Origin of the sequence: Bacillus cereus group sp. MYBK195-1, assembly GCF_051916605.1 — a bacterium.
GTDB classification, from domain to species: Bacteria; Bacillota; Bacilli; order Bacillales; family Bacillaceae_G; genus Bacillus_A; species Bacillus_A cereus.
In genome coordinates this window covers 1349341-1374076 of record NZ_JBQAGZ010000001.1, presented here as the reverse complement: position 1 = coordinate 1374076, position 24736 = coordinate 1349341, and the positions used below count along the sequence as shown (strand labels likewise).

Genomic DNA, 24736 nt, shown 5'->3' with positions numbered 1-24736 from the left:
TATAATTTACAAGAGTATAAGCAGTTGCACATTATGAACTACTACTAGCAGAAGATGTTGCTGCAGATGAAGCGGCAATCGTTGCCATCATGGCTGCCTGTTGTGCTTGTATGAGGACTTCTATCATTGTTTGTAAACCTGTGTTAGTAGCTTTACTTTCCTCACCTTTCTGACTTACGAACAGTTGAATAGCAATAAGAATATTTGTATCTGTATGCCAACGGAACAATTTATCCCCCTGCAATTTTTCAATAAATGCTCTAATAGAATGAATCTCTTTTTCTCCGTCCTCGAGTAACGCTAGTAGCCCGATAGCTGGGTAATGCATCTGTTTTACTTTTACCTTTTCTTGCTTTAACAAATTCCATATATTTGTACATTTTGCAACTAATAGTTCTTCCCTGACATCCTTCTTTAGTGAAAGAATATGACTCAAAAATTGAAGATCATTCCCTTTACGCAAACCAGCTGTCGCTAGTTTCTGATAAAGACGTTCCACTCGGTCCATAAGTGTTTCTACATGCTCTGATTGTCCTGCTAATAAAACTGCGAGCGGATAATCATTTGTACTTGTCAGAAAGAGGTGATCCTTTTTCATGCGTTTATATACTTGCATCGAACGCTGAATGTGCGCGCCATGCTGTTCATTTTCTTCTGTTAAAAGCACAGCTGCTGCGAGATAAGTAAATATACTCCGGCTAAAGCCACCAGTGACCAATTGTTCATATAAATCTAAAAACGTCCGAAAAGCTTCCTTGTAATCTGTAAAGTGAATATCTAATGTTGCGGCCACTACAAAACGATGATAAAACTTTAAGTATGAAAACATCCCTACCTCATTCTTAATATAACTACTAATTTCTAAAAAACGTTCGAGATTAAACAATTTATCACTACCTGCATACATAGCAACAATCATCATTCCTGTTCGAGAATCACTCGTTTTCCATTTTAGTTCTCCCTTTAACTGTACATATGTATGTTTATATTGCTCTAACTTTTGCTCTAATGTAATCATAGTATTCACCCCTATTTCTAGTTCTTCTCTATCATTATACTTATATTCCATATTTAGGAATACTACAATTAATAATCACAACCTAAAAAATTATAAAATTCTCTAATCCTTCAAGAAGTTATACAAAAAAGGTAGATAATAATTTATCTACCTTTTTTGTATATATTATTTAACATTACAACTGTATTGCTTGTTATATGCAATTAAGACTAAAGAGCTTTAATAATACGTTCCATCGCCTTCATTTGCCCAATATGATCTGCTTCATGATAAAGCATCATACCGTAAAGCTCACCAACAGTTTCCAATCCTAAAAACGGCTCTGGTAGTTTATCTTCAAATGCTTCTGCTGGCATTTCGTTAATACGCTTTGCTTGTTCTTTTAATTGAGTCGTTAACACTTCTAATGATGGTCCTTCTGTTTTCCATTTAGATGGTCTTGATCCATATCCAAACATACCTGGATATTCAGTTGGTAATTGTTTGAATTCTTTTCCAAACATGAAAACTTCTGCTGCTGTTAACACGTGACCAATATGCCAACGAATTGTATTGTTAAAACCCTCTGGCTGCATATCTGCAATTTTATCATCTAGCGTCTCCATAAATTTAAGTAATGCCCCGCGCGTTATTTCAAATTGTTTTAAGCCAACTAGTCTATTCACTTTATCGTTCTCCTTCTTGATGTACAATTTATTATGAACTAAGAATGTTCAATTCATTAAAGTTTTACCTTGTTTAATCTATCAGAAATAAATAAGAAATACATCTAATATGCTTATTAAAGATAATAAAAAGGTTCCCTCCTCGTAAATATAGAATTACTTACTATGTAAATAAAAGAGGAGTGTACTTACATGTTACATATTTTAAAACAACAATATAATCTTATTAGCTCTACAAGAGAAACTCTATTTTCATTTTTGGAAGAAATCCCACTAGAAAAATTACATAGCACTGTTCCGAATTTCGGGAGCGGTAGCATTATAAAGACACATATTCATGTAGCCGATTGCTATCGATACTGGCTTGGATCATTTGCATTCAAGCAAAAACGAGCAAATTTTTCATTCGCTAATGATGATGAAATTGAGCATGCAGATGTTGAGAAAGTCCGTGATAGATTTAAGTTAGTAGATGAGACTGTACAACGTTTTTTAGATGAATACAATGACCGTTGGCTCGAAAATATAGCAAATGAAGTAAAGTGGCAAAAAGAGCTTTGGAGTACAACTCCGCTATGGCTTTTAACTCATACGGAGACTCATGAGTTTCACCATAAAGGACAAATTGTATCAATGGCTAGGCACCTTGGATATACTCCTCCTGATACAGACCTTAGTTAATTCAATGGTCCATGATTACTAAAAAAATTAGACTGAATGCAAATCGAGCATGTTTTGAAATCCAATCAAAACATGCTCTTAAAATATTCTATCTTACATTCTCCATTTCCTCATCAATACCAAATAGTCTCCGCATAATTATATGCATCACTATTCGGAATTGCATGTTTCCCCTGCGCTTGTGCTTTTCTTGGATCTAAATCATATACCATTGGTGTATAGCATGATGTTTGCCCTTTATTTACAACACCATTTCCTCCAGCACTTCCGCAAGTGTATGCCTTTCCATCTGTTTTTCTAACAATCCTTGCATCAGCTTCATTATTATAAACTGCCAGGCGAGTTACAGTAACTTTTGCCCATGCTGTCTTACACGTCGTGCTAAATTTTAATTCCACATAAGAGTTTGAATCAATCCACTTCTTTTCTTTCGTTACTGCGGATTGATTACAGCTATTATAATAAGGACTTTTTCCATCATATGAATGGTCTTCCGCGTATGCTTTATCATTATTGGTCGTACTAAACACACTAGTTACGATGAGCAATGCCAGACAAAGACATGCGCTTACCTTTTTAAAAAGCTTCATAGAATTCCACTCCTTTATTAATAACGTGCTGTTTTCCCGTAACCATTATTAATCGTCACCGCTTCGGCATCAGCTGTATAACCAAAATCAGCAGTTAAATCAAACACCATTCCTGTATACGTACTCGTTTGTCCTGTTTTAATTGCTCCATTGCCACTATTAGAGTCTACTGATTTTTGGAATACACCATTTTTATATTTATTAATAACAGCGTAAGCATATACCCCTCCAGAAACAGAAGGAGCTGGTTGATCTAAAACAAGCTTAGACCATGCTGCATGACATTTATTACTGTAACGTAAATACACTGTCCCTACTTTTTTACTACCCTCATAAACTGCTGTAGACTTTGCATTAAATCCATCTGCATCACACGTTGTACTTCCCCCGTATACTTTCGTTGTTGCTGGATTTTTCCCGTCATAATAACTACTTAAATCAGTAGCTGCAAATGTACTTCCTTGAAAACTAAATAATACACCTATACTTGCCGCACTTAACACGCATACTTTCATTAACTTTTTAAACATTTTAAATTCCCCCTCAAAATGATTATGTATACTAAACACAACCTATACTGCTGTGTCAGCCCTCCTTCCATGCTTCCTAGAGGCATCTTACAGAAACGAATTAACGTTGTAAATTCCCTTATGATTATTGGAATATACGAAGAACTTTACTTATCCTTGTAAGAAAAAAAGTTGAGAAATACACATTTTATAGCATCCTTTATTTAAAACATAAAAGAACCGATACTTGTTACATGCAAGCATCGGTTCTTTATACAAAATTGCCATTTTTTCTTTTATATAAAATAAATATTTCTCCACTTAATCCGTTGTAAAAAACTCCCTCGTTACATCAATAAATTGCTGCAGTGGCGCTGTCATCCATTTATCTTTATGCCAAGCAATTTGTGTATAAATCGGTGAGATTGCACTTTCTACATGTAACTCTTCTATCGTCCCTTCTCGTATATCTTTTTCTACTACTATCGCTGGTAAAACAGCTATTCCTAAATCTGCAATAACACATTGTTTAATTGCCTCTACACTAACGAACTCAATTTTATTTGCTGGATACACATCTTCTGTACGAAGTAGCTCTTCAAATAAAGTCCGGTACGAGCACCCTAGCTCTGTTAGCAACAACGTCTCACTTTCTAAATCTTTTGTAGAAATGGAAGCTTTCTCGAGTAAATGATGCCCTGAAGCAGCTACTATTTTTAATTCTTCTTTCATAAGCGGCTCCACATGTAAAGTATCTTCTGTTTTACATTCGTCCAAAATAAATGCAAGATCGACTTTTCCCTCCATCAATTGTTCCTTCGCATCTTTATTGGAATGCGCTGGTTTAAATATAAGCTTTATTTGAGGAAATTGTGCTTTAAACCTCTTTAATATAGAAGGAAGTCTATATGTACATTGACTCTCTTGCGCACCGATTATTAACGTACCTGCTATTTCTTCATCATCTTTCACAGCCATTTTTGCTTCGTTGCTGAGCGCAATCATCTTGTCGGCATATAGTTGAAACTTCCTACCTGCTTCAGTTAAGAAAAGGCGTTTTCCTAATCTTTCAAATAACGGCGTACCTAACTCAGCTTCTAACGTTTTAATTTGCGCTGTCACACTCGATTGAGCAAAGTTTAATTTCTTCGCAGTTTGTGTAAAATTCAAAGTATCCGCCGCTACTTTAAATGTAATTAATTGTTTTATCTCCATTTATCGTCCCTCTTTTCAATCGATATTCCCGATTGATTTCATCGAAATAATCCTCTTTGTCTATTGATATTTGTATTGTATGATAAAGAGCATCTACAAACAATAAAAATGGAGGTATTCCATATGAAAGCACTTTGTTTCGAACAGTTCGGAAATCCGGATGTACTACAATATAAAGAACTAAATGATCCAATCATAAATCCAAATGAAATTATTGTCCGCACGAAAGCAATCGGTTTAAATTTCGCCGACATTTATAGACGCCGCGGTGATTATCATCTCGCTGGTACCCCGCCTTTTATATTAGGTTATGAAGGGGCTGGCATTGTTGAAAAAGTAGGAGCTGACGTTACGAATATTAATCCTGGAGATCGTATTGCATTTGCTGATGTCCCATTTGCAAATGCAGAGCTAGTTGCTGTTCCGTCTGAGAAAGCAATTAAGCTTTTAGATTCTATCTCTTTTGAAACAGCCGCTTCTGTCTTATTGCAAGGTCTAACCGCACATTATTTAACGAAAGATAGCTATGAGATAAAACAAGGTGATATAGCTTTAGTACACGCTGCAGCTGGTGGTGTTGGGCAACTTCTTATTCAAATAATTAAACTACTAGGCGGAAAAGTAATCGGCCTAACGTCATCAAAAGAAAAAGCAAAGATAGCTACATTAGCTGGTGCTGATCACGTTTTTTTATATACGGAAGCATGGCATACAAAAGTAGTTGAAATAACAAATGGTGATGGAGTAAATGTTGTATATGAATCAGTAGGTTCTACATTAGAGGAGAGTTTTAATGCTACTAAAACTGGCGGTACTGTCGTATTTTACGGAATGGCCGGCGGTAATCCTGCGCCAGTTGATCCACGTATGCTTATGGATACTTCGAAAACTTTAACTGGCGGAGACCTTTGGAACGTGCTTACATCTTATGAAGAGAGAATAGAACGCTCCTCTCAATTATTCGAATGGATTGCGACCGAAAAATTAAAGATCGCAAGTTCTACTACATTCTCTTTACAAGATGGTGCCCGTGCTCATGAATTATTAGAGAGCCGAAAAAGCACAGGGAAGATTTTATTGATCCCATAATCGTTCCAATAAAAAAGGAAGCTAGATTTCTCTACCTTCCTTTTCTTATTTTTATATTTCCACACTTTCTTTCCCTTTTGCAACGTAACTCATATCTCCAACAGACTCGACTGTGTATGTTCCATCTTGATATACAATCTTCGTCACGCTAGCATTTTCCACTCCAAGTTTTGTTTTGCTACTGTCTAACATTTCTATTAAGGTAGTAATCAAAAGCCCATGAACGACAACTAAAACGTTACCGCCACCATTTGCAGCAGATTCTTCACTAATTTTATCTATCTCTGTTTTTATACGAGTAGAAAACAATTCCCAATCTTCCGCCTGTTTTGTCGGATCTGCTACTCTAATAAGATTAATCACTTCTTGAATAGAAAGCTTCAAGAGTTCTTCTGGTGATGCAACGCCTGCAGCTTTTCCAACCACATCCCACATATTCTCAAGTTTTTCACCTTCAAAAATACCGAAATTTAATTCTCGCAAATCTTTTCTTTGCTCAAGTTTTACTTTTGATTGCTCACTATATTTTAATACTAAATTAGCAGTTTCAATTGCGCGGCCGCTATCACTACTATATGCGTTCATAAAATGAATATCTTTTAATCCTGTTCCTAAATTTGTGGCAACTTCAACACCTTTTTCTACTAAAGGAGAATCTGCCCAACCTTGCGCGCGATGATTCGTATTTAATATTGTTTTACCGTGTCTTGTAACATATAACGTCACTACATTCTCATTGCTATCTGTTTCTCGCTTATTCATTTCATTCTCTCCCTTTACGTTTCTATATCAATTTTACCACCTCAATTATTCATTGAGCAAAATATACGTCAGTAGATCCGCTTAATAAAAAAAGCTATCTTTCTGTATATCCATACAAAAAGATAGCATCTTTTATGATTACATTTCTTAACCGGTACTCCTACTCAGCAAAAGCACTCGAATATTGTACAATTCCTTCTACACCTCGAAGAGCATTTTCTGTTAATTCCTTTATCATAAATACCTCTTCAGGCACTTCAAACGGTGCTTTTACATTCCACTCACTTACTTTCTTAAAACCAAATTTCGGGTAGTACTCTGGATGTCCTAATACTACAACTGATCCGTATCCAAGTTCTTTCGCTTTTTCTAAAGCAGCCGTGATCAGTTTTCCACCAATTCCTTTCTTCTGATGACCCCTAGCAACTGAAACTGGTGCAAGTGCTAACGATTCTACAGAAGTTCCACCTTGTTCTATTGTAATTTTCGATAACATAATGTGACCAACTATATCTTCATCTACCGCAACAATTGATAACTCCGGAACAAATGCTTCACATTCTCTAATACGTTTTACAAGTTCATGTTCTGTTTTATCACTAAATTCTTCAAGTGAAAATACTTCTTTTACGACTTCTTCTGTTTTTCTATAATCATTTTTTTGTTCTTGTCTAATCGTTACCATTTTAACTTATCCTCTATTCTTTCTTATTTCTTTTTGAATTTTACGCAGTGCTTTTTTCGATCCGCGCTCAATATCATGTTGCATTTTTCTCTCTTTATAATCGACAAATAGTGTATTTAAATCGTATCCCTCTGGGTATAATTCCTTCGCTGCTACCTCTAAATTCATACGTTTTACATTTACTTCAACGAATTCACCGTTATAATATACAACAACGTTATAAAAATTATCTTTTTCCTTATAGATGATACCAAAATCATCATAATCTAATAAATTCACACGATCGCCGATTTTGTACTCATAATGAAATTCTCTTTTTTCTTGTACAAATTTCGGTTTTCTAATTTTACTTTCATTCACTTTTTCTAAGGCGTACTCTTTATTTCCCATGTACTCTTTCGCTCTTTTCAGCACATGTTCTTTTACGCTCATTTTATTCGCAATCCAAAGTGCATTACTTTCTCCTGATTTTCCGATAACTAATTTATAAAGCGGCTCTAGCGTTTCACTATTAAACTGCATCGCTGCATTCATAAAGTCATCGTGCATTTCTGAGAATCGTTTAATTTCTCCGTAATGCGTACTCGCAACGGTAATACATCCCGCAAGGTACAACTCTTCTAAAATAGAAATTGCAAGTGCTGCTCCTTCATTCGGTTCAGTCCCGCTTCCTATTTCATCAAATAATAACAACGTATTATTATTTGACATCCTCATAATCTCAGAAAGATTTTTCATATGAGATGAAAATGTACTTAGTGCATTTTCGATACTTTGATTATCACCAATATCTACAAATACATTTTCAAAAATAGCGATTTCTGTACCTTTATCTCCTGCAATATGAAGACCTGACATTGTAGCTAATGTTAACAATCCAATCGTTTTTAACACAATTGTCTTTCCGCCCGCATTCGGCCCTGTAATAATTAAACTACGATACTCTTGACCAATTTCAAAATTTAAGGGTACAACTTGCCCTGTTAAAAGCGGATGCTTACAATTCACTAAATGAATGTAGCCATGATCATTTAACTTCGGCTCTATTCCATCAATTGATTTACTAAACTTCGCTTTTGCAAATACCATATCATACTGACTAATTAGCTCCATGTTAATCTTTATACTATAAATGTTTTCTAACACCATTCCTGATAAAGTCGCTAAAATTTGATATTCTTCAACCGCTTCTTCTGCTTTCAAACCCGCTAGTTCCGCATTCAATTTCGTAACCGTATGCGGTTCTATAAATACAGTAGAACCTTTTGCCGAGGCTTCAATAATACTTCCAGCAACTTGGTTTTTATAGGAAGATTTAATTGGAATCGTATAACGGTCATCCTTTTTACTAATAAAGAATTCCTGAATGAATTTCTTATTTGCACTACTATTTAAAAACTTCGTTAAACGTTCTTTTATTTTCCCATCTACAGAATCGATATTATTTCGAATTCGTTTTAACTCTTTACTTGCAGCTGCATCAATACTATTTCCTTTAATTGAAAAGTTAATTTCCTCTTCAATACTTTTATATTCAGTCATTGAATTTGCATAAGAAGCTAATACTGGTGCAAAAAATTCTTTATCTAACATAAACTTTTTAATCTTTCTACATCCGCGTAAAAAGTCTGAAACACTGACTAATTCTTCTGGATCTAAAATCATCCCTTTTTCTAATTTTTGAATTGTACTAGCAATATTAGAAATGCCGAAGAAAGGAACATGCCCTTCTGCATCTAATATAGCTCGTGCTTCTGTCGTTTCATTCAACCGATTTCTCACTACTTTTATACTCGTACTCGGCTCTAATTTGTTTAATAATTCCTTACCTAATCCACTTACACAATAAGATTTCACTATATCCTTTAATTCGTTATATTGTAGCTTTTCAAAAGTCATCGTATTCATTTTGTTTCTCCTCACTATGATTGATTTTTATCATAAATGAAGATACCTACTCATTAGATTCCAATGAGTCATATATAAAATCCCATAATTATACAATAAAAACATATACAAAAAAGCTGCGGGGATACCGCAGCTTTTACATTTACAAGGCATTTGTAATAACATATGAGGAAATAAGCCATAAAAAAATAGATGGCAGTCCCTTATTACACGCTTTATAAAGTATTGTAGGTATCTTCATAGGTTTTGAAATAAATGCATGACAAAATTAGGGGTATGATGTACATAAAAATCCCCTGGTCTTATCCGATTTATTTCATTAAATTTTTCCTATTTAGTACCTACCGCACTCACAAAAAGCACCTCTCATTAATTTATATTATAGTCATTGAAATCTAATTTATTGAAATCATCATACTATATGTTACGTGAGAAGTAAAGGTGTCATACTTTTATAACTATACAGAATGTAAAAAGGAAGAGGAAAACTTATATTTCAGTCTACCTCTTCTTTTTCATCACCAAATTACTGCTGAACATATATGGAAACTGATCCTCCACTTACTTGGAACTGCCCCCATCCGTCCTTATTAATTGTTACAGTATTTGTTTGATTACCCGTAATATCGTACCATACTTCCCCTGCGTTATTCTTTCCAACATCCATCCACTTTGCCCCTCCTGGTCCATCAGAGATTAATGTTGCTAAACCAGAATTAGCATGTACACTATCACCTTCTCTTGTCCAGCCAATCACATCTGGATGATCAAAATAATCACGCTGCGTACCATATGCAAAGTTTTTTCGTGCCGTCAAAATCGGATCAATTTTGTCCTTTAACGCTGGAATTTCATAGTTACTATTTCCTTTTGTACCATAGTAATCACCATAGAAAACAGAAGGATACCCCTCTGCACGCGTTAAAATAAATGCATATGCCAGCGGCTTGAACCAAGGGCTCACTACAGATTCCAATGACTGACCAGGCTGTGAATCATGATTTTCAACTAGAGTAACCGCAAGTGTAGGATGATTCGCAACTACCGTTCCTTTTAAAATATTTCTCATATCATAATTTCCATTTCCTGTTGAAGCATAATGAAAATTATAATGAAGTGGTGCATCGAACACAGATTGATTATAATTAACCTTCGCTAAATAATTATTTAAAGTCTGGATATCATTTTGCCAATATTCAGCTACTGTAAACATTTCTTTCCCTGTTTGCTGTCTAACGTGATTTACCCAATCGCGCAAATATTCATGATCAATATGTTTAACAGCATCTAAACGAAAACCATCTAAATTTAATTCATTCGCATACCACGTTCCCCATTTTTTCATTTCATTCGCAACATCTGGATGACCAAAATCAAGATCCGCATACATCAAATAATCATAATTCCCATTCTCGCTAGACACTTCCCAGTCCCATGCTTTACCTATGCCCCTAAATTTATAAATTCGGTTTAATTTCCTTCTTTCATCCCAATCCGTTCCGTCAAAATGATACCATTTCCATTTGAAATTAGAATAAGAATCTCCACGCCCTGGAAAGTTAAATCCCGTCCACGCACTAATTTCATAATCACCTGATACTTCAATATTCCGATTGCTCGGGTCTACCTCAACTGCTGTAACAGTTTCTGTATAATCAGCCCCACCTTTATGATTCATAACTACATCACCGTATACATCGATGTTTTTCTTATGTAAAGCGTCAATTGCAAATTTCAATTGTGCTTTCGTCCCATATTTCGTCCGCACTGTGCCCTTTTGATTGAATTCCCCCAGATCATATAAATCATATGCTCCATATCCTACGTCATTTTGCGTAGTTCCTTTATATGCAGGTGGTATCCAAACAGATGTAATTCCTTTTTCCGCTAAATTTTCAGCATCAGTACGCAAACGATTCCAATGATTCCCATCATTCGGAGCATACCACTCAAAATACTGCATTAACGTTCCATTGTTAACTGTGTCTGCATATGCTTTACTCCCCTCATATATACTAGGTAAAAACATAAAAACTGACAATCCGACTATTGTTATTCTTTTAAACATCTGTACACCATCCCCTTCCAAGAAAGCGTTTGCATAGTTTATCAGAATTATTATAATATTCGTCCCACCGTTAGTAAAGTAGCAATCTCTCACTCTCCCATATTATTTTTAGTCTAATTTCAAATATTCAACGTAGTTTTAATTTCACATCCTATTCAAGATTGTTTACAATTTACCTATAAAAGCATAACGGAGGGGTTTCGATGACAGACTTTCAAAAACAATTTTTCGCACGATTACATATAGAAGAAAAAGACACAGTTTCATTTGAAAATTTATCTAACATTATGTACGCAATGGCACAAACTGTTCCTTTTGAAAACTTAAATATTCTCGAAAAGAATTTTAAAGAAATATCAAAAGAAAATTTGAAAGAGAAAATTTTAGTAAATAACCGTGGCGGTCTTTGTTATGAACTCAATCCTACTATGTATTACTTCCTGAAAGATTCTGGATTCGATGTTCATCTCGTTTCAGGAACAGTTTATAACGCTGCAAACTCCATATGGGCTGTTGATTCTGGCCATATCGCAATCGTTTTAACACATCATAATGAACTTTATTTAATTGAAGTAGGATTCGGATCATACTTACCTCTTGCCCCTGTCCCTTTCTCAGGTGAAGTCATTCACTCTGTTACAGGAGATTATCGTATTCGTAAAGAAATGACCGAAAAGGGAAACTACATTTTAGAGATGCGGAAAAACAATGAGTTCTTGGATCAATCTTCTGCTGATGATTGGACGTTAGGCTATGCATTTTATATAGAAGAAGTGGATGAAGAAAAAGCAAATACAGCACAAAAAATTATCGTTGAACATGAAGGATCACCCTTTAATAAAGTACCTCTTATTGTAAAACTAACTGAAGATGGGCATGCCTCTTTAACGAAAGATAGCCTTACAGTAGCGAAAAATGGTAAAAAAACGAAAGAAACCGTTACAAACATGCAATATACAAACCTTTTACATTCAAAATTCGGAATTACACTCTAAGTAAGTAAGCCTTGTTATTTTAGCAGGGCTTTTCAATTTTCAGCAGGGATTTTTTGCAATTTGTTGTATTTCATAGTTATATAGAAATATAACTACATGTTTAGAAAGGAAATGATTATGACAGAACTTAAAGATCGATTACAAGTAGCTGATATAGAAAAATGGGATTTAACAGACATTTACCATACAATTGAAGATTGGGAAAGTGATTTTCATAAAATTGAAGTATTAACGAAGGAATTACACGAGTTTAATGGAAATATTCACGACGGCAATAGTTTATTAGCTTATTTAACGAAGAGTGAAGAAATTTCTAGCATAATATCTTTAATGTTCGCTTATGCACGATTACAATCTGACCTTGATACACGCGATACTGACGCGCAATCTCTTGTCGATAAAGTATCACAATTACACGTGAAAGTAAGTGCAGCGAAATCTTTCTTTTCCCCCTTCTTACTTAGCATAGACGAAAACACATTACATTCTTACATAGAAGAAACAGAAGGCTTACAATATTATAAAGAAGACTTATTTGAATTATACCGTTATAAAAAACACGTATTAAATAAGGACCAAGAAGAAATTTTATCACAAATGGGTGAAGCTCTTTCTTCTCCACAGCACACATTTGGTATGTTAAATAATGCAGATATATTATTTGGTGAAGTGACGACTGACGATGGAGAAAAAGTGAACTTAACACGCGGAATGTATGCAAAGTTAATAGAAGATACGAATCGTGAAAAGCGTAAAGAAGCTTATAAAGCATATTACAAACCATATGTTCAGTTAAAGAATTCCATCGCATCTACTTTATCCGCTGCTATTAAAAATAATGTTACTGTTTCGAAATTAAGAAACTATCCATCAGCGCTAGAGAAATCATTATTTGGCGATATGGTTCCAAAAGAAGTATATGAAAACCTAATTGATACAACGAAAAAAAACATTCAAACATTACATACATACAATGAAATTCGAAAAGAAAAATTAAACGTAGATGAACTAAGACAATACGACTTAGGCGTCGATTTAGTAGAAGGTGCAAAACAAGACATCCCATATAGTGAAGCATTTGACATTATGATTGCATCACTAGCTCCTTTAGGAGAAGAATATATTGAGACATTAAAAAGTTTTAAAGATAAAAGATATATAGACGTAAGAGAAACACCAGGGAAACGTTCTGGTGCTTATAACTTTGGTGTATACGGCGTTCATCCTTTCATTCTTTTAAATCATCACGATGATTTAAACAGCCTGTTCACTCTTACTCATGAATGCGGTCACGGTATGCATACGCACTATTCACATGGATACCAACCAAGAATTTCTGCACATTATTCTATCTTTGTCGCAGAAGTCGCTTCTACAGTAAATGAAGTCTTATTAATTCACTATTTATTAAAAGAAGCAAAAGATACGAACGTGCGTAACCATTTAGTTAACCATTTTATTGAGAAATTTAAAGGTACTTTCTTTACACAAATTATGTTTGCAGAATTTGAAAAAATCACACATGAAATAGCTGAACAAGGTAAACCATTAAATGCACAAGTCTTCAGTGAAATTTATGAAAAGCTATTTAAAGAATATAACGGTGATTCACTTGTATTTGATGAAGAAGTAAAATACGGATGGGCTAGAATCCCTCATTTCTATCGCCCGTTTTACGTATACAAATATGCAACTGGATTCGCATCTGCCATTCAAATCGCTGATAAACTATTAAGCGGTGATCCGAATGCTCAGAAAAATTATATTGAATTCCTTAAAGGCGGAAGTTCAGACTACCCATTAAACTTATTGAAAAAAGCTGGCGTCGATTTAACAACGCCAGAACCGATTGAAAGTGCATTGAAACAATTCACTCAACTTGTTGAGGAGTTTTCAACATTATAAAAAGCATGCAGAGTATATGCTCTGCATGCTTTTTATTTGAATTACTCTATTCTATATGCTGCTGCGTCACACAATGAATCATACCACCGTATGCATACAATTCGTTAACATATATACCAACAATTCTTCTCCCTGGAAATTGACCTTCAATGATTTGAAGCCCTAATTTATCATGTTCATCACCGTATATAGGTACCAATACAACTTCATTACCAATGTAAAAATTTAAGTACGATCCTTTACAATCTGCTTCTTTTACCACTTTTCTTGTTACTGGTACTGGAATGAGCTGAAATGGCTTTCCATCTATATTTTTCGCTTGCCGTAATTCTTGATAATGCTTTTCATACGCCTCCAAAAGGTATGGCTCTCCTTCATCGAAAGGATCATACTCATACAGTATCGTATTTTCATTTACAAACCGTGCCGCGCCATCAATATGATAATCCGTATCTTCATCATAATTATCTTCTCCGCGTATACCAGTTATCCATATAAAATTTGTTACTCCTAAATATTTCGTTAACTCCATTTCAATTTCTTTCTGACTTAGTGTGGGATTTCGATTTTCATTTATAATAGACGTTTTCGCCGCCATTAAGGTCCCGTTTCCGTTTATCTCAATTCCCCCACCCTCTAGACAGACACTAGATTCAACTTTTGGAATACGATACATTTCACTTATTTTATTCGGAATATTAGCGTCTTTTTCGTACGGATATTTATTTCCCCAACCATTAAATATCCAGTGCGTTAGGCAGCGATTCCCTTCCTTATCCGTTACAAAGATTGGTCCGTTATCTCGTATCCAAATATCATCAGTTTCTTGAATTAAGAAATCAATTTTATCCATATTTACATTAGCTTCAATTAACTTCGATTGGACATGTATTTTCTCTTCTTCATCACATACAACAATATGGACATTTTCTCCATAGTGAAGCTCCTTTGCCATCGATATCCAAATATCATCTAACTTAGCTCTGTAGCCTTCACCTCTATGTGCTTTATCATGTGGCCATTGGAGCCATGTACCTTCATGTTTCTCCCATTCCGCAGGCATATAAAACAAACTATTCTCTATATTTCTCATACGTGTTCACCCCTTATATGAATGTACGTACAGTCTATACTTTGACATCGTGTTAAGGTCAACAGGAATATCTTCATTTACTTGTAGCAACTTTATAAGGTGATTCTTTACTTCTCCTTTTTATTATGATAAATTGCTTTCATACATAGAATAAGGATTGACATAATGTTAATGTCAATCCTTATTCTCATTCTATTTTCGTAACTAAAAAACAAATTTGTGTCACATACTCTTCTGCTAAACAATCACATTCAGGTCCCTTTATATAAACTTCATATGGCGAATTAATTATTACATACCCCTTTCTTTCAATCCATTCTTCTAACGCTATATAAGCGTAACCTATATAGTCGTAACTTCCATAATGCATAGTAGTAACGATATGATGTGGACTTAGTTGTTTCATTTCATACTCTTGTGCTACGTCTTCATCATTCCCCTGCATAACCGGAATTCTTAACTCAATATCACTGTTACTTGGAATATATTCTTCATCATAAAAGACTGCAGATGGAGAACCAGCTATTTGAAAGTTATTTTTTTGTACCTCTTCATATAAGTCATAAAAATAATCATCCATATCATCTATATCTATTTTTACTCTTTGAGTAATTAACGTTACTTCGTTCCTCATTCCCATTAATATATCGTAACTTCTATGGCGAGCAATATTTAGACTACTATTCACCATTACCATTTCATTCATTTCTGAAATAACCTGTAAGTTTTGCTTCACTTCCTGAGACAACTCGATAATTTGTGATTGTATATGCTGAACAAACGAATCTTGATCCGATGACTGCAAAACAATTTTAATTTTTGGAAGAGGAAATTTATACTCCCTTAGCTTTTTTATTTTCAATGCTACTTCCAGCTGCTCTTGTTCATAATACCTATACCCATTAACCGGATTCACATATGCCGGTTTTAATATCTCCTCTTTGTCATAATGTCTTAACATCCGCGTACTCATTTTACAAATCCGAGAAAACTCAGCGATGGTATACATATCAATACTCCTTGAATATATTTTCTTTTCATTACTTATTTATTAAAACCAATCAAAAATCTTCTTCATTGAAAAATTTTCATTCTGATTTTTCAATCTTCTCATTTTCGAAGGTAACAAATGACTTGGACAATACCACGTTAAACAATTCATCGCGCCTCCCATTGTTGATATTTCTCCTACATGAATTTGAATAACTTGTTTCTCCGTATACTGTTGAATATATCGTAAAACTTCCTCATCTTTAGCTAGCCCAAACTTAGGAACATAAAGAGCATCACATGATTCTAACATATTTATATACAACCCTTTTGCCGATGCTATCTCTTGATCATATTGTCCTTTCTCTGTATATGATGAAGGAACAACTATAAATTCAGCTTCTGGCATTTGTTCTTTAATAATCTCTTGAACACTATATCTAAATTCATGATCTCCTAAAAAATCACTAATAAACATTGTATGTTCATCAATAAATTTAACCATTCCGTCTGCGTGTGCTAGTACATCCCCTTCCTCAGCAGGAATAATAATAACTCGGCTCACATCTAAATCCCATTCTAACTGCTCAATAATTTCCTCTTCTATCCAATCATCGTTATCATCAAATATGCGTTCTGTTAATATTACAGTATCTTTTTTATTCCAAATAAGATTACCACCATCTAATATTAATGGGGATTTTACATATTCAAAGTCATTCTTTTTCAACCATTTATTAAATTGTTGATCTAAATATCGCCCTTGATCATTTGGCAAATAATTTGGTCGATATTTAAATTTAACTAGATGATTTGTGACAACCGGTGCAACATCTCTTAGCCAAATATCATCATACTCAAAACAGCTCGTATGAAAGTCTTGTTCTTCAACAGATAAAGATATAAGTTGATCCGCAATTGATTTCTTTTCATTTAAACATTCATTAAAGTAAATCAAGTCTTCATAAAATGGTTGATAATATTCATTTAATTCGTCTGGTATTGCAGTAAAAATAATGCCATTATGTTTTTGTTCCATATTATTTACCTCGCTTTTTAATAGTAGTTACATAACTGATTTTACAAAGCCAACTATTCCTAAATTTATGTCTTTTTTCGTTACAACTCATGCAACATGTACATTTTATGAATGGATTATAGCATGGAGAAATATTATATATTTATATAAAAAATATAAGGCTGACGTTAAGCCTTATATTGACTCTTGACAAGTTTTTTAAATACCATATTTTAAAACAACAATAAATGATTAAATGATAACTCGATTCATTACCATCCAATTTCAGTTCTTGTATAAACTGAATGACTTCTTTCATAAGAAACACACTTAGAATAACCCCTAAGCAAATTAAAGCTAGATTTAAAATGTACTGTAAAACGATTGGGAAATACGAAAACACTATTTTAAAATTCTTTAACACAAACATTTTTCTCCTTTACCATATAAAACGAAAAGCGAATATACACTATAATCAATTTATCATTATATTAAATTTTATTATTATAAATAATAAGGAACGACAAAATAGGTAATAAGATTCCACCTATTTTGTCTATATAGCAGAACAACGAAATTACAATCAATTACTTCAATGCAATGGGTTGTTGTTGTGTCACACAATGAATCATACCGCCGTTTTTATACAACTCTCTCACATCAATACCGACTACTTTATGACCTGGGTATAACTTCTGAATCGTATCGTTTGCGATTTTATCATTCGGATCATTATAATTAGGCACTAATACAACTGTATTTCCGATATAATAATTGATATATGCCCCCTTATAATCGAGAGTTTTTCCATTTTCTAAAGCAACCTTTTCTTTACTAAGCGGTAAGTATTCATACTTATATTTCTGTCCTGAAGCATTTTTTGCATCTAACAATGTATCCATATCTTTATTAGATAAACCCCATTCGGCTAGGTCATCTTCTTTCATCGTTACAATGGTAGATTTATTATGGAATTTAGCAAATCCATCAATATGAAAGTCCGTAATATCTAAATTAGGTACTCCGTCTAACCAAATAAAGTTTGATACCCCAAGGTCACTTATATATTTTTCAATTTCCTTTTCTGATAAATCAGGATTTCTATTTTTATTCGTTACTGCACTTCGAGTTAATAAAGCAGTCCCATTGCTGTCTAATTCAATTGCGCCGCCTTCAAGGACAAATTCCCCCCAATCAACTCTTTCAATTCCTGATTGTTTACTGACATTCTTACGTATTTGAGCATCATTTTTATAAGGTGTTTTCTTCCCCCAACCATTAAATGCTGGATCTAATATTTTGAGATTTTTATTGCTGTCATAAACAAAAATTGGTCCACTGTCCCTTGCCCATACATCATCAGTAGGCGCGATAAAGAAATCAATCTTCTCCATATTTAGCCCTTCATCTGTTAAAAGGTTATTGATTCTTTCTTTTTCTTCCTGGTCATATGCAACAATGTGGACTTTCTCACCCTCAGTTAAAGCACTTGCCATCTTAACCCAAATAGGTTCAACTTCCTTCTTATACTCTTCACCATATGTGTATTCATGTGGCCATTGCAGCCATGTACCTTCATGTTTATCTTTTTCATCTGGCATCGTATATTTCCCAGCATTTTTCTGTGCCTCTACTTTTTCCCCTTCTTTCCCTTTAACATTTTCATTGTTACCCTCAAAAGAGCACCCACTAATAATCGTTGTAGATAATCTAGCTATTAAACAAAACTTTATTGCTTTTTTCATTTTTTCAACCTCCTGTTCTTGTCTTCAATAATGTAAAGCTTCACATAGTGTGAAGCTCAAGCTTTTTTATCAATGTAAAAATTACCAATTTTTCTTTGCATTACTTAGCATTTAACTATCTATTTAGATTTATTCATATACAAATCACCTTTCTTACCTATTTATCCCGCTATTTATGGGCAGTAAGACCCCCACCTCAAAATTCAGCGGAAGCAAAGAAGTTAGGTGGGGGCCCTGTTGCCCGTAAAAGCCAGATTGATGAGGGCTTCTACTCAGTGGGGGATGAACAAAGCCCCTCCACTGAGTAAATTTTCACTTTATTCAGTAAGTAAAACTTTACAAAATAAAAAAATCGGTATTGATAATTACATATCAATACCGATTTTTTATAATTATTTTCCTTCTATTAAATCATTCGCCATTTTCCTAAATTCTTGATTAAATGCATCATTCATACCATTTTGGACGTTAGAAAATAATATGACAAACGTTCGTTTATCCCAGTTAAAATTATTAAAAGTGTTCCAGCCAGCTAATACACCGTGGTTATGATAATAATCTGGATAAATATAGAAACTAAATCCATATTTTCTTGCAGGTGATGCAGAAAACATATCTGATACACTTTGTTTAGAAAGTAGTTTACCATCCATAATAGCTTCATCTAACTTTTTCATATCTTCAACAGTCGTATACATTTCACCACAACCATACAGCCAGTTCATTTTTAAGCGAGGTGTGGCTATTAACTTATTATCTTTTTTCGTATACCCTTCTGCTAAGAAAATATCTTCTGGGAGTGTTGCGCCCATTCCAGATTCATTCATTCCAACAGGAGTCAAAATATTTTCTTTCACATATTCAGCAAGTGGTTTATTTGATATTTTTTCTACAATATATGCAAGCACCATATAATTATAATCTGTATATTTCCATCCTGTCCCTGCTGGAAATTGTAACGTTTGTGCCCCAATCCACGTTACTAATTTTAACCGTGATGCTGCGTCAACACTACCTTGTCCCTGTTCTGGTAATCCAGACGTATGTGTTAACAAGTTTCGTAACGTAATGTTTTTATCTGCTGGAAACGATGGGATATATTTATTTACATTGTCTTCAATGTTCAACTTCCCTTTTTCTTTTAGTTGCATAATAGATATTGCAACAACTGTTTTCGTAATAGAGCCAATGCGATATTTCGTTCTTGGCGTTGTTAATACTTGATCTTTCACATTCGCATAACCGTAGCCTTTTCGTAAAATGACATGACCTTTACTTGCTACAAGAACACTCCCATTAAATCCTTTATCTTTTAAGTACTGATCTAGTTTTCCAGCTGCAATTTCATAACGCTTTTTCTCATTCGCATCAATTTCCTGCTTAACATCTTTTTGCTTACTATTTACATTAGAAAATGCCTTTGCATCATATTTTTTTCCTTTATTTGCATGTATTAGTGTAACAACACTTCCACAAAAAACAGCAAAAATAAAGAAAATGATTAACCATTTCTTTAACATACTAGGAACCCTCTTTTATCTAGTTTCACTTAACGTATATCCATTCTATTTTATATCTTTTAATTATCAAGTATATTATAATATTATTTAATATTCACTCTGTTAAAACTAGATTCCTTTTTCTCATTTTCAATTTTGACTACTCTCTATTGTATTTCTTTCTTGCAAAATTTCCAACATACAATCGGATGCATTACACTATAATTTCAAATTCTTTTGTAACATTTGTTACATACTAAAAAGAATGGAGATGTACTATGAAAAACACCGATAAACGCAATCGTTTAGATGATAAGATGTTTCATTATCGGATAACAAAAAATAACATGTTATTAATTGAATATTACGGAAAATAGATTGTGATATTAAAAGGAAATGATGCTGAAAAATTTTTAAATAAAATAAATCATGCAAATAACGATAAAGAAAAACAGGTAATTATGGCTAAAATTACAGGTAATTTCAAAAGAGGCAATGAACGAAATTGAAAACGAATCTCATTTACATTTTGATTATACAACAAATAAAAAAAGAAATGTCGCTCATTCAACATTTCTTTAGACTTTCTTCATAAAAAATTTACATTGCTACCATTCCTTCATTTTCTATACTTCCTATATAAGCTGACCGCTGAAATAGTTAGTAATACAACTATGCATAACCACGCATACGTATATCCCTTCTTATCTACAATATAACCAAATAAAGCAGGCGCAACAATAATGGCAATTTGATTTAATGTAAGTGCAAAACTCACTGTCATCCCTACTGATTCTTCACTTGCTGATTCCGCAACTTCAGCTATATAAAGACTAAACCATCCAATTGAAAAGAAACCTAACAATGCACTTACACCATACAATACATTCGTTATTGTATGTATGCTCATTACTAATATTAGAATGAAGAAAATAGAAATACAAACAGTTATAAATAAGGGGATACGCCGATTTCCCTTATAAAACAAATCACTAGTAGCTGCTAATATAACCCTACCAACCATTCCAGAAAAGAACATAACGGAAAATACTTTTCCAGCTAAAATTGGCGTGATTGATTGTTTCAATACTAAAAATTTTATAAAGTGTGCAACTAACACCATTTGCAATGAAATCATACAAATGCCAGTTATATAAATTGCATACAACTCTTTTTTACACATCACTTCTTTTAACTGCATCCAAAAAGAAAGTTTACTACGTTCTTGTTTAACTTTCTCTTGAATATATGGTTCCTTATAAAATATAAAAAATAAAAACCCTCCAATTATACAAATACATGCAATGCTATTTACCGCGTAAGCCATATTATATTTTATTGTAAGAAACGGGATCAACACTCCCGCTAATGTACCACCAATCGGTATACCGGCTTGTCTAATTCCCATCGCTAACCCGCGATTTTCTTTTGAGAACCACTTCATTATCACCTTACTTCCTCCTGGCTGCGAAACACTATAAAACGTTCCTACTAATAAAAGTACAAAAAGTAACCCATTAAATCCATTGACCATATTAGTCAGTAAAAACGAACCTCCTAATAAAAATGAACTTATCGAAATTAACAACTTTTCATTGTATTGATCAAGTAGCCGCCCGACAAAAAGCATACAAAATAGCGGCCCTATATTTACAACACTTACTAACAATCCGATCTCCGTATTCGTAAGTGCATATTCTTCTTTCCAAAATAAAGCAAACGCTCCAACACCATACGTTATAAGTGTTGCTGTTGTTTGAGCAACCGTCGCAAAAATTAACATAACCCACTTATAAGTACTATTCACCCTTTCTTCCATTAACACAATGATCCCTCCATCCCCTTCCATTGTATGAAAGTTCTGATATTATATAAAATAAAGATTTATCATGTAATCCATCAAAAAAAATGATACCTTTTCTGGAGGGATGATACTTGGATATAAAAGATTTAACTGTATTTTTCGAAGTTGCGAAAGAAAAAAACATATCTCACGCAGCTCAAAATTTAAACTATGTACAGTCTGGCGTAACAATGCGTATGAAACAACTAGAAAACGAATTAGGTGTGCCTTTATTTTACCGAAACGGAAAAGGTGTAACTTTAACTTCTAACGGTGAGATTTTATTAACATACGCCAAACAAATTATCCACTTAATGGATCAATCTGTTAAAGCAGTTCAAAGTAATGGGATTGAACCAAGAGGCACTTTAAAAATTGGATGTACAGAATCTACAACCGCTGTAAGACTTCCATCTATATTAACGGCCTATTATGAAAAATATCCAAAAATCGAATTGATTTTAGAATCAAATACGACAGAACAATTGATTAGGCTTGTACTAGAACGAAAACTGGATGGAGCGTTTATAGCTGGCTCTACTCAGCATGCCGAACTTCATACAAATATATTTCGTGAAGAAGAATTAGTTCTCATTAGCAAAAAGCCTTTATCTTCCTTTAAAGACATAGGAGACATGAATTTACTTGCATTTAGTCACGGGTGCTATTATAGAAATTTATTAGAAGATTGGCTTCAAGAAGAAGGAATTTCACCTAAGCGAGTATTTGAGTTTGGAACAATTGAAGCGATACTCGCATGTGTAAAATCAGGTATGGGCATAGCAATTATGATGAAGTCTATTTTAAATGGTCATCAACATGACGTATCATTCAACCCTTTACCAAATAGCTTCAAAAAAGTTCCTACTACTTTTATTACTAGAAAAGATATATATCACTCTGCTGCATTACAAAAATTTATGGAGATGACTCACAATGCGTGAAAAGAAAATACGTGGTATGAAACGAAAAACAAACACTATGATAAAGCGAATTGAGGAACATACAAAAACGTTCCCTTCTACTTTCTATAACGATGAATATTGGAATATGCTATTGCCAGTTTCGCAAGCTTTTATTGACTCTCGTAAAACACCTAGAAAAGTAAAACGGTTATGTATTCAAACCTTATTAAATCAAGCAAATCATTTAATAAATATGAAACCAAGCGATACACATACATATCGAGTTGTTGTTTTAATTTCTATAAATAATTTGTGGGATTCGCAAATCATTATATTTAAAAATGAGGACTACTTTCATAATTTCTTTAATAGAAATAGTGAATTTCAAAAATGGATTCTTCTTTCAAATGAAATTGATTTTTGGGAGACATGGGAAATGTCAGTTTGTCATTCCTTCAAAACGCTTCACTTTCAAGAAATTATTTATGATGTAGATGAATGCTATGAAAAAGAGATTACATTTATCGGGGAGTTAAATTAAAAAGGGTATACCTAAAACACTGGTATACCCTTTTCCACTTATTTTCCCTTCAATACACTATGTAATCGATCCGGATAATTTGTAAACATTCCTGTAGCACCCCATTTGATTAACAGTCTCATATCTGGTTTCTCATTAATTGTATAAGGGTGAATTAACAGTCCATTTTTTCTAGCCATTTTCATATATGACTCATCAATAATTAGTTCTCCGTTATCATTACGTAAGTTTGGTCCAATACCAGCTGCATACTTTTTAATTTCTTGAAAATCATCATTCGTTACACTTTTCGGTTCATGTGTAATGCCAGACCATTCAACAATTTCATTGTTTTCATTTGGATAATACCAAAGCAATTGAACTAACGGAATATTTTCATTCATACTATGAATCTTTTTCAAACTATCTTTACTAAATGATTGAATCATAACACGGCTAGAAGACATGTTTTGGCCTACTAAATTATATTTTTGTAACAGCGCCAACAATTTCTCTTCCATTCCTGGATACACATCTGGTGATTTTGTTTCAATATAATACTTCATACTTCTTCCATACTTTTGGAAGATTTCTTCAAGAGTTGGAACCTTTTGCCCAACATACTCTTGCTTAGCCTTTTCTGGATACGCTTTATTAAACCATGATCCTGCATCTAAACTCTTTATTTCACTTAACGTTTTATCGCGTACTTCGCCTGTTCCATTTGTAGTGCGATCAACTGCTGTATCATGCATTGCAATTAATTGGCCATCCTTTGTTAATTGAATATCTAACTCTAAATAATCCGCTTTCATTTTTTTAACTAAATCATAAGAAGCAAAAGTATGCTCAGGTGCATGTCCACTTGCTCCGCGATGTGCAATATTTAAAAGCTTATTCATATTCCATTCATGCTTCCCTTCTGCTTTCGCATGAACAGCTCCCCCAACAAAGATACTTCCCGTCATAAAGAAAATAACTAAAACGCTAATAATCTTTCTCATCCTTCTAATCCTTCCTACGTTGCAAATTT

General features: G+C 33.7%; 23 protein-coding genes. 7 read left to right on the top strand and 16 right to left on the bottom strand.

Features of this window, described 5'->3' with window-relative positions; translation table 11 throughout:
* Nucleotides 1-31: 31 nt before the first annotated feature.
* Entirely contained in the window at nt 32-1069 is a 1038-nt protein-coding gene (locus ACTFRY_RS07205) for a DUF4003 domain-containing protein (RefSeq protein WP_141541517.1), read from the bottom strand.
* A gap of 158 nt (nt 1070-1227) precedes the next feature.
* On the bottom strand, nt 1228-1704 hold the full coding sequence (locus tag ACTFRY_RS07200; RefSeq protein ID WP_170964303.1) for a DinB family protein: 477 nt from the start codon (nt 1702-1704) through the stop codon (nt 1228-1230).
* 171 nt (nt 1705-1875) lie between these two features.
* Between ACTFRY_RS07200 and ACTFRY_RS07195 the strand changes: the two genes are divergently transcribed.
* Entirely contained in the window at nt 1876-2364 is a 489-nt protein-coding gene (locus ACTFRY_RS07195) for a DinB family protein (RefSeq protein ID WP_016118386.1), read from the top strand.
* Nucleotides 2365-2477: 113 nt separating this feature from the next.
* Here the strand turns inward: ACTFRY_RS07195 and ACTFRY_RS07190 are convergent, their stop codons facing one another.
* From ACTFRY_RS07190 to ACTFRY_RS07180, 3 genes are all read right to left on the bottom strand, one after another.
* Entirely contained in the window at nt 2478-2954 is a 477-nt protein-coding gene (locus ACTFRY_RS07190; protein ID WP_000765223.1) for a DUF2690 domain-containing protein, read from the bottom strand.
* 17 nt (nt 2955-2971) lie between these two features.
* A complete protein-coding gene (locus tag ACTFRY_RS07185; RefSeq protein WP_000473735.1) occupies nt 2972-3484 on the bottom strand; it encodes a DUF2690 domain-containing protein in 513 nt (170 codons plus the stop codon).
* A gap of 300 nt (nt 3485-3784) precedes the next feature.
* On the bottom strand, nt 3785-4678 hold the full coding sequence (locus tag ACTFRY_RS07180; RefSeq protein WP_044795229.1) for a LysR family transcriptional regulator: 894 nt from the start codon (nt 4676-4678) through the stop codon (nt 3785-3787).
* Between the two features lie 123 nt (nt 4679-4801).
* Here ACTFRY_RS07180 and ACTFRY_RS07175 point away from each other — a divergent pair, with 123 nt between their 5' ends.
* A complete protein-coding gene (locus ACTFRY_RS07175) occupies nt 4802-5767 on the top strand; it encodes a quinone oxidoreductase family protein (RefSeq protein ID WP_000645241.1) in 966 nt (321 codons plus the stop codon).
* A 51-nt stretch (nt 5768-5818) separates the two neighbouring features.
* On the opposite strand, the gene ACTFRY_RS07170 is transcribed toward ACTFRY_RS07175, so the two are convergent.
* The 4 genes from ACTFRY_RS07170 to amyS form a co-directional block, all read right to left on the bottom strand.
* Nucleotides 5819-6529 carry a histidine phosphatase family protein gene (locus ACTFRY_RS07170; protein ID WP_001042052.1) on the bottom strand — a complete coding sequence of 237 codons (711 nt, stop codon included), beginning with the start codon at nt 6527-6529 and terminating at the stop codon, nt 5819-5821.
* Between the two features lie 160 nt (nt 6530-6689).
* The gene (locus ACTFRY_RS07165; RefSeq protein ID WP_098617193.1) at nt 6690-7214 is read right to left on the bottom strand and encodes a GNAT family N-acetyltransferase; all 525 of its coding nucleotides are present in this window, start codon (nt 7212-7214) and stop codon (nt 6690-6692) included.
* Between the two features lie 6 nt (nt 7215-7220).
* On the bottom strand, nt 7221-9122 hold the full coding sequence (locus tag ACTFRY_RS07160; RefSeq protein WP_033693031.1) for an endonuclease MutS2: 1902 nt from the start codon (nt 9120-9122) through the stop codon (nt 7221-7223).
* A 526-nt stretch (nt 9123-9648) separates the two neighbouring features.
* Nucleotides 9649-11190, bottom strand: coding sequence for an alpha-amylase (gene amyS, locus ACTFRY_RS07155; protein ID WP_098617192.1), 1542 nt, complete (start codon nt 11188-11190; stop codon nt 9649-9651).
* A 203-nt stretch (nt 11191-11393) separates the two neighbouring features.
* Between amyS and ACTFRY_RS07150 the strand changes: the two genes are divergently transcribed.
* Nucleotides 11394-12185: an arylamine N-acetyltransferase family protein gene (locus ACTFRY_RS07150; RefSeq protein ID WP_098617191.1), complete on the top strand. Its 792-nt coding sequence runs from the start codon at nt 11394-11396 to the stop codon at nt 12183-12185.
* A gap of 117 nt (nt 12186-12302) precedes the next feature.
* Nucleotides 12303-14090 carry an oligoendopeptidase F gene (pepF, locus tag ACTFRY_RS07145; RefSeq protein WP_016118394.1) on the top strand — a complete coding sequence of 596 codons (1788 nt, stop codon included), beginning with the start codon at nt 12303-12305 and terminating at the stop codon, nt 14088-14090.
* A 46-nt stretch (nt 14091-14136) separates the two neighbouring features.
* Here the strand turns inward: pepF and ACTFRY_RS07140 are convergent, their stop codons facing one another.
* From ACTFRY_RS07140 to ACTFRY_RS07120, 5 genes are all read right to left on the bottom strand, one after another.
* Nucleotides 14137-15183: an agmatine deiminase family protein gene (locus ACTFRY_RS07140; RefSeq protein WP_001244183.1), complete on the bottom strand. Its 1047-nt coding sequence runs from the start codon at nt 15181-15183 to the stop codon at nt 14137-14139.
* 187 nt (nt 15184-15370) lie between these two features.
* Entirely contained in the window at nt 15371-16192 is an 822-nt protein-coding gene (locus ACTFRY_RS07135) for a MerR family transcriptional regulator (protein ID WP_098617190.1), read from the bottom strand.
* Between the two features lie 42 nt (nt 16193-16234).
* Entirely contained in the window at nt 16235-17212 is a 978-nt protein-coding gene (locus ACTFRY_RS07130) for an agmatine deiminase family protein (protein ID WP_098617189.1), read from the bottom strand.
* Between the two features lie 566 nt (nt 17213-17778).
* Nucleotides 17779-18936 carry an agmatine deiminase family protein gene (locus tag ACTFRY_RS07125; protein WP_141541516.1) on the bottom strand — a complete coding sequence of 386 codons (1158 nt, stop codon included), beginning with the start codon at nt 18934-18936 and terminating at the stop codon, nt 17779-17781.
* A 392-nt stretch (nt 18937-19328) separates the two neighbouring features.
* Nucleotides 19329-20456, bottom strand: a complete 1128-nt coding sequence (locus ACTFRY_RS07120) for a serine hydrolase domain-containing protein (protein ID WP_016118398.1) — start codon at nt 20454-20456, stop codon at nt 19329-19331.
* A gap of 356 nt (nt 20457-20812) precedes the next feature.
* Here ACTFRY_RS07120 and ACTFRY_RS07115 point away from each other — a divergent pair, with 356 nt between their 5' ends.
* Nucleotides 20813-20944 carry an ABC transporter ATP-binding protein gene (locus tag ACTFRY_RS07115; RefSeq protein WP_307863089.1) on the top strand — a complete coding sequence of 44 codons (132 nt, stop codon included), beginning with the start codon at nt 20813-20815 and terminating at the stop codon, nt 20942-20944.
* Between the two features lie 110 nt (nt 20945-21054).
* Here ACTFRY_RS07115 and ACTFRY_RS07110 read toward each other — a convergent pair whose 3' ends face one another.
* A complete protein-coding gene (locus ACTFRY_RS07110) occupies nt 21055-22284 on the bottom strand; it encodes an MFS transporter (RefSeq protein WP_033694186.1) in 1230 nt (409 codons plus the stop codon).
* A gap of 86 nt (nt 22285-22370) precedes the next feature.
* On the opposite strand from ACTFRY_RS07110, the gene ACTFRY_RS07105 reads away from it, so the two are divergent.
* Entirely contained in the window at nt 22371-23222 is an 852-nt protein-coding gene (locus tag ACTFRY_RS07105) for a LysR family transcriptional regulator (RefSeq protein ID WP_016118402.1), read from the top strand.
* The gene (locus tag ACTFRY_RS07100) at nt 23215-23724 is read left to right on the top strand and encodes a DUF3916 domain-containing protein (RefSeq protein ID WP_016118403.1); all 510 of its coding nucleotides are present in this window, start codon (nt 23215-23217) and stop codon (nt 23722-23724) included. The genes ACTFRY_RS07105 and ACTFRY_RS07100 overlap by 8 nt, the downstream gene beginning before the upstream one ends.
* A gap of 38 nt (nt 23725-23762) precedes the next feature.
* On the opposite strand, the gene ACTFRY_RS07095 is transcribed toward ACTFRY_RS07100, so the two are convergent.
* On the bottom strand, nt 23763-24707 hold the full coding sequence (locus tag ACTFRY_RS07095) for a glycerophosphodiester phosphodiesterase (RefSeq protein WP_016118404.1): 945 nt from the start codon (nt 24705-24707) through the stop codon (nt 23763-23765).
* Nucleotides 24708-24736: the final 29 nt, after the last annotated feature.